Origin of the sequence: Flavitalea sp. (assembly GCF_035489435.1) — a bacterium.
In the GTDB taxonomy this organism is placed as follows: domain Bacteria; phylum Bacteroidota; class Bacteroidia; order Chitinophagales; family Chitinophagaceae; genus DATHKG01.
The window spans coordinates 24,028-30,614 of record NZ_DATHKG010000118.1; the positions used below are offsets into that span (position 1 = coordinate 24,028).

Consider the following 6,587-nt stretch of genomic DNA (forward strand, 5'->3'; position numbering starts at 1 on the left):
TATTAAAAATTTAGAAATGGCAGCAACAAAAATTATAGTTAATAGCAATGGTTCTCTTAAAGTAGAAGGTGATTTCGAGATAGTAGATAAAAACGGTACTCCATATGATCTTGGTGGCCGTGAGGTAGTATCTATTTGCCGTTGCGGTCTTTCGAAAAACAAGCCTTTTTGTGATGCCTCTCATAAAGGACATTTTGAGCATGAGGCTATTGCATTTGCATTACCGCCTAAAAAAACCACTTGAAGAGAGATATGAATTATGAGTTATGAATTATGAAAAAGAGTGATGAGTTATGAAATTCATTCATAACTCATCACTCCACTCACCACTTACCACTCATCACTCCACTCACCACTCACCACTCACTACTCACTACTATCGTACGGGTGTTAGTTGATGTAGAACAACCCACTTACCTACATCGTCTCCAAGCGTTAAGCCGGCGTCACAGCTAAATCGGAAATGCAGACCCGCCATTACTCTTGAATCTGCGTTCTCGAGGGCTGCCTGCTTGAAACTTTTGAACTGCCTGGTCAGGTTAGCCGGACTGGCAGTAGGAGACTGAAATGAAAAGGAGAAGTTATCTCCGAGTATAGAAGTCAGGACAGTGGCTGCGGCATTACCAAGTGCACTATGTGTGGAAGGGTAATCCTGAACAGGTGGTGTCGGCAACATTGGTTCCCAGACCGGATCAGCATTAGTGTTCGAATTGCCATCAATAGCTGCATTGCGGATGGCAGTGAAAGGCCTCCAGAAATTATAATGAAACTTTGAATCCCATCCCGCAGTGTAAGCATCCGCCAATGCCATATCCACCAGTGCGAAGAGACGGGCGCTTGTTACCAGATCCGACTTCTTTGCCATCACAGCATTCCTGGTGATACGGTTCCAACCTGCTTCTGAAAATTCATACCAGAACTGTGCATAAGATGCTTGTTCTGCATTACGCTCCTTGCTAAACTTCGATCCGAAACGTTTTACTTCTTCAAACCCATCGACATATGCCTTTGAATCGAGTGCGGGCTGTGGTGCCACGCGGAATTGACTGGCACTGGTAATTCCGAATGGCTGCATGTTTTTCCAAAACGGTGCAAACAAAATGTCGAATGGGGGAACTGCCTGGTAAGTACCAGCGGCATTTGATGGATCTATTTTTCCAAACGGATCTGCCAATGCACCATCATTTGATCGCATCGCAAGTATCGCAGAAGCAGCTTCTTTGCCAATTTCCCGACCCCGGTATAATGCGACAGAATCATTTAATCCGTGCAGTGATACCTGCAACATAGAGTCCAATGATGCCCGCTTTTCAGGAAAAGCTGCAATCAGCACATCATGCGCGGCAGTCGCCGCTGCAACAACCGGATCTGCTTTGTCGTCGGTTTTATTTAATGCATAGGTTTTGAACTGTGGGATCACCGCATTCACTGCATCATGCATGGCGATATGCATCATGGTATTTATTCGTGAAGCAAGTAAAGAGTGCTGATAAGTAGCTCCTCCCATGGCATTGTATGCCATTTCGTTCCAGTCAAGTACAACCTTGCTGGAAAATGTTTTTGTTTTTGGTTTGTCTGCTAAATTACTGTTGGACCTGTTACAGGCACAGAAGGCGCTCAAAATAATTACGCCCATAACTAAATACTGTTTCATTTTAATAAATGTTTTTAGAATACAAAGAAACAGCAGACAAAGAAGTAGGTGGTTATGCAAAAAGTATCAATTGATATGAGAAAGGTATTTTTTATGAGAAAGATTTACTTCGTGAATTGGATTTTCTCTATGAGAAAGATCTTTTCTATGAGAGAAGTGCTTTTTATAAGTTGAAGGGGAATGGCCAAAATGTTTTTTAAAAGCGGCACTGAAGTTTGAATAGTGATTGTATCCTAAAAGATCGGAAAGATCAAACCTGTCTGTGCTGTCATCCTGGGCAAGTAATAATTGTTTCGCATAATTCATTTTTTTCTCATCGATAAAACGCATGACAGAAGTCTTGAATAAGGTTCTGAATCCATGTTTTAGTTTGAAGCTGTTAAGCCCGGCCCGTCTCGCAAGTTTGTCCAGCGAAACATCTTCCAGAAAATTTTGTTCCAGGTATTGTCTGAGATCATGCAGTGCAGCAACATCACTTGCGGTCAATTTTGCCGGTGGATTCAACTCAATGAACTGCTGTTTATTATCTGCCTGGTGTTCGTCGGCAAACTCAGCCAGTTGTTGTATTAATAACAAACGTATAATTGATTCCTGACAGTATGCGCCTAACTGTCCTGTATAAGGACAATCCAGCAGCTGCTTTACATTTTGCTGAATGTTGTGATTCATCGGCCGGCTTTTGTGTAAGGTTACCATTGGCTGACCGGATTCAATGGCACGCAACCATTTGTCAATAGACAGTTCGTCCGGCCATTCTTTTAATAAAACAGAAGGACTGATTTTTATGCAGAGATTTTTTGAACTTGTGTTTTTTTCTGCGACGCATCTTGAACGAAACAAAGGCACATGATTGACTGAGTGGTGCATAGGTGGTACCATAAACGGCTTGTCATCTACAAAATGAGCAGAGCCTTTCAGCTGGAAGTACATCATTACAAGAGGATCGGTTCTTTCAAGATCGAAATACAAATCCTTGTCATGGGTTTGCATATCATTGGTAAAAATAAATGCACCTTTTAGTTCGCTCACTTTTACTTCAATATCAACCAGGCCCGGTTCTCTCACAGAAAGGGAAGTGGGAGCATAACTTTTGTATACAGTGTTTACCTGGTGTTCGATTGCTTCCCTGGAGGTCATAAAAAAAACACCCGACAAGTTTGTTGCTTTTCCGGGTGTTCAAAAGTAGATTACCTTCCGCTGCTATTCCCTCACCGAATTCAGTGAACCGGATAGACGATAATTTATCGGATAGACGATAAATTTTCCGGTTATTGGACCACCAGCCTCTTTATTGTGACCCCTTCTGCGAGTTTAATCACAACCTGGTAGTTACCACTGATCAGCGGCTGGCTGAACAAGAGGGTTCCGTTAGTGAATCCGGTTCTTTGTTCCACGAGCTGACCACCCGTGTTAATAACCTGGACGGAAGCCTTATCCAAGATCAAACCATCCCGGATGCGGAGATAAAAACTGCCGTCTTTGGAAGGATTTGGATACAGCTTCACAATTTTGTCGGCAGGATCAATATCCCTCACGGCGGTGATGGCGCCTTTCTCAAGTAAAACATAGACGGCTGCACGGGCTGGTATTTCTATTTTTACCTCGCCTTGTGCTATTGTTGAATTGGCAGCAATACCTGGATAGTTGAGAGGTCCTCCTGAAACTCCGGTTGGCCCATTTCCATTAACCAATACTTTCCGGGAAAACTCACCATTGTCGTTGGAGCCGGTCAATGTATACCAGTAATAACGGCCTACAGTAAACGCATCTGTGGCGATCTTCACAATTTTTGCGGAATTGCCCTTATTGACAATTACGCTACCTAGTTGTCCGGAAGAAAAGGACGATGCATAACTCACTATATCCTGGCTGCCTGTTACCGTCGATTGTATCATCTGGTCGCCAAAAAACTTCTGAAAATAATACATATGATAAAATGATGGCCTTGGGTTCCATCTTGGTACGCCACCGGGTTCATCACCGCTGTTGAATGTCCCGTGATCATTACCATTTCCCCATCCATTTGCAAGATCCCAACGGCTTGCCATTCCGTACTTCTGTTCAATTAGTTCACCTAAGACCAGCGTGGCATGAAGCCCATTTACATGCGACACCGACTGCATGGAACCTTCTGCAAAAATGTTCCACTCTGTTAAGGCAATTGGCTTCAATTCGACTCCCGCTTTGGTAGTGGTTGTTTTCATCCAGTTCATAATGGCCCTGGTTTCATCAGCGGCTGTCTTAAGAATGTTTACAGCTGTTGAATTTTCTCCAAAGGGCGAATAGTAGGAGTGGACAATATAAAAATCGGCGGTATTTCCGGCTTCGGCAAAATAAGCCGCGTTCCAGTTTCTGTCCGGCGGATTCCACGAGGCCGCAGCATCATATTGAATAAGTTGCGCCCCGATATATATCGTTACCCCCAGTTCTTTTGCCGCCTTTCGCATGGAGTCCGCGAAAATTTTGAGATGTTGACCATATAGACCCCCGGTAATGATCTCCGGTTGTCCATCGCTGTTAGTACCGGTGTTTATTTTAAATCCTGCCTGCCATGGGCCGGCATCTTCATTTCCTATCTCCCAGTATTTGGTGCGGCCACTATCGTATCTTATCCAATCAGCTGCCAGGTGCGCTGCGTCTGTTACTGGATTTGCACCAAGCCCATACCTTGCATAACTATAGTTGGTCGTTATTATGCCGGTGCTGTTGGTCTGTTGCAACATTTTGTAATAGTTATCAAGCGACAAAGTCCAGCCCTCATTATTTTTCCCATACCAATAGCCACCCTTAACAGGTTTACCATTTGAATCAAATAAGCTGTCGGGTGCCGTCGGGGGCTTTGCATCTTTTTCCTGGTTCCAGAAAAAGACACTGCTGATATTGCCACCAGGATAGCGGATGATATTTGGTGAAAGCGCTTTTATATGGTCAATAAGAACCGGCTCCGTCACCATCTGCGTCATATAAGGGTTAGCATTATTACCAAATAGACTTGCCGGAACTTTTGTTATGATATTTTCGCCATTGATGTTCACAGTTACAGTACTTGCTGCAGTTGGCATCGCAATCTCTGTGTATACTGGTGCTGTTATATTTTTCGGTTTCCAGTCGTTCAGGAAAAATCCTTGTTGTGCCCTCGCCTTAGTTCTTATACCCGGGACCAATAAAATAACAAGGCCGCAGTAATGAATATATCTGACAAGTCGCTTCATCATAAAAAATTTGATTGTGGAATTTGAGACGACGGTTTCTCATGTAAAATTTGATTGTGGAATTTGAGACGACGGTTTCTCATGTAAAATTAGATTGTCGTAATTGATACGGTAACAAATTTGACATCGTGTGGTGAGATGGCAATGCTAAAGACGGATATGATCCGGCATTGATCAAAGTAAAGCCGCTGTGCTTTGTCATTTTCTGACTTACACAACGGCTTACCTGTTCTGATCTATCCAAATTAGAACCGCGGTTCTTCAAATTAGCGGCGTACAACTCTTACATTATCAAAAGCTGCGTCAAATGCTGCTATCGGTGTGCTGCTGTCATTGATAAGCATAAATCCAACTTCACGTTTGCCATTTCCAAGCAGTTCCGACAAGCTTGAAGCCGGTGAACCCGAACCATCAACGTCATTGGCCTTAGTTCTGAATTCGGTTAATGGTATACTTACCGTTACCCAACCCGAATTGGAGTAAGTTCCATTTGGACTGTTTAGCCAGGGCGCATAACGCGCAGTATATTTCCATGATCCTTCATTACGGATCAGGATGGTTCCGTTTTTCCAGGGTGTTTTAATAAACACCTCAAACTTCAACAAATAGTCCCCTATCGGATCGTTGAGATTCGATTCGGGTATCCAGCTTGCTTCAGCAACATTTACTGCACGATTGTCACTATACCAGCCTCCGTCATTTGCATTGATTGCTGCGGCGGGTTTAATTCTTATGTAGTTACCCCTGTTACCGGGAAAATCGACAGAACTGTTGGTTTTGATTCCACCCCACCAGGCCCATCCAAACTGCGGATCGCCATCTTCAAAATTGGCAAGCATCCCCGGTTGACTAACGCCATTAAAAATGATGTTGGGATTTTCACCGATACCATACTTTCCTACTACCTGGATTGTGCCAACTGTGGTTATGCCGTTCGGAACAGTCACCCGCAAAGTTGCAGTGTCTATCACCTGGAGATTAGTGCCATTTAGATTGCCGGGAAAAACGACCTTTTCTAAATTATAAAACACAGAACCTTTGATCGTAATGACTTCGCCGGCAAAGGCCATCTCATTTGAAACAGAAGTAATACCAGGTGTAGGCGGAACCAGCTTAAAATCATATGAAGCTTCACCGGACTCGGTAATCAGCCGGATCTTGTTTGAAACGTTTGGATTTGTGGCTTCCGTAGGCGCAGTGGCTGGCACCACAACAATGATATCTGTATTGGTTACTAAAGCAGTATTAAAAGATGCCGGCATGTCATTAAAAAGTATCTGTTGCACGCCCCCAAGATTCTGACCGTGAATCAGTATCTGTTGCCCGGTTAAGGAGCTGGTAAAAGTGCTGTCTCTTTTGGTGGAGTCAACAAGCCGCACAAACTCGATGACAGGAGGGGCACTCGCATTACTATCTTTTTTGCAAGAGTAGAGAAATAAGAGCACAGGTGCGATAACAAAAATCGCTTTGATTATATTTCGAAATGTAAATGGCATGGGATTGAGTTTAGCAGTTGTTATTCAGGAAGTTTACTGAAATCAAATTCTACAGCTGGCTGCAGCAGGTTGGGTGCACGCAGCAATTCGTTTGCCGGTATGGGCAGGAAAAAAGTTGACTCCGAAGCCGGGAAGTATGCACTGGTATAAGTTACTGTGTATCTTCTAGGACTTGAACCTGCCACATAATTAATAGTATAGTCACCCTTATCCTGCTTGGCTATA

The 6,587-nt window shown here is 43.6% G+C and carries 5 protein-coding genes and 1 pseudogene; 1 reads left to right on the forward strand and 5 read right to left on the reverse strand.

Translation table 11 applies throughout. From position 1 onward, the window contains the following. The first annotated feature begins 16 nt into the window (after positions 1-16). The gene (locus VK664_RS19065; RefSeq protein WP_461400291.1) at positions 17-244 is read left to right on the forward strand and encodes a CDGSH iron-sulfur domain-containing protein; all 228 of its coding nucleotides are present in this window, start codon (positions 17-19) and stop codon (positions 242-244) included. A 132-nt stretch (positions 245-376) separates the two neighbouring features. On the opposite strand, the gene VK664_RS19070 is transcribed toward VK664_RS19065, so the two are convergent. From VK664_RS19070 to VK664_RS19090, 5 genes and pseudogenes are all read right to left on the reverse strand, one after another. After that, positions 377-1,654, reverse strand: a complete 1,278-nt coding sequence (locus VK664_RS19070; RefSeq protein ID WP_461400292.1) for a vanadium-dependent haloperoxidase — start codon at positions 1,652-1,654, stop codon at positions 377-379. A 66-nt stretch (positions 1,655-1,720) separates the two neighbouring features. Beyond that, complete coding sequence (locus VK664_RS19075) at positions 1,721-2,809, reverse strand: helix-turn-helix domain-containing protein (protein WP_461400293.1); 1,089 nt, start codon at positions 2,807-2,809, stop codon at positions 1,721-1,723. Between the two features lie 113 nt (positions 2,810-2,922). Beyond that, positions 2,923-4,869, reverse strand: a complete 1,947-nt coding sequence (locus tag VK664_RS19080; RefSeq protein WP_461400294.1) for a T9SS type A sorting domain-containing protein — start codon at positions 4,867-4,869, stop codon at positions 2,923-2,925. A 263-nt stretch (positions 4,870-5,132) separates the two neighbouring features. Beyond that, positions 5,133-6,362: a glycan-binding surface protein gene (locus VK664_RS19085; protein ID WP_461400295.1), complete on the reverse strand. Its 1,230-nt coding sequence runs from the start codon at positions 6,360-6,362 to the stop codon at positions 5,133-5,135. Between the two features lie 20 nt (positions 6,363-6,382). Then, positions 6,383-6,587 (reverse strand): annotated as a pseudogene (locus tag VK664_RS19090) (hypothetical protein); the annotation flags it as partial.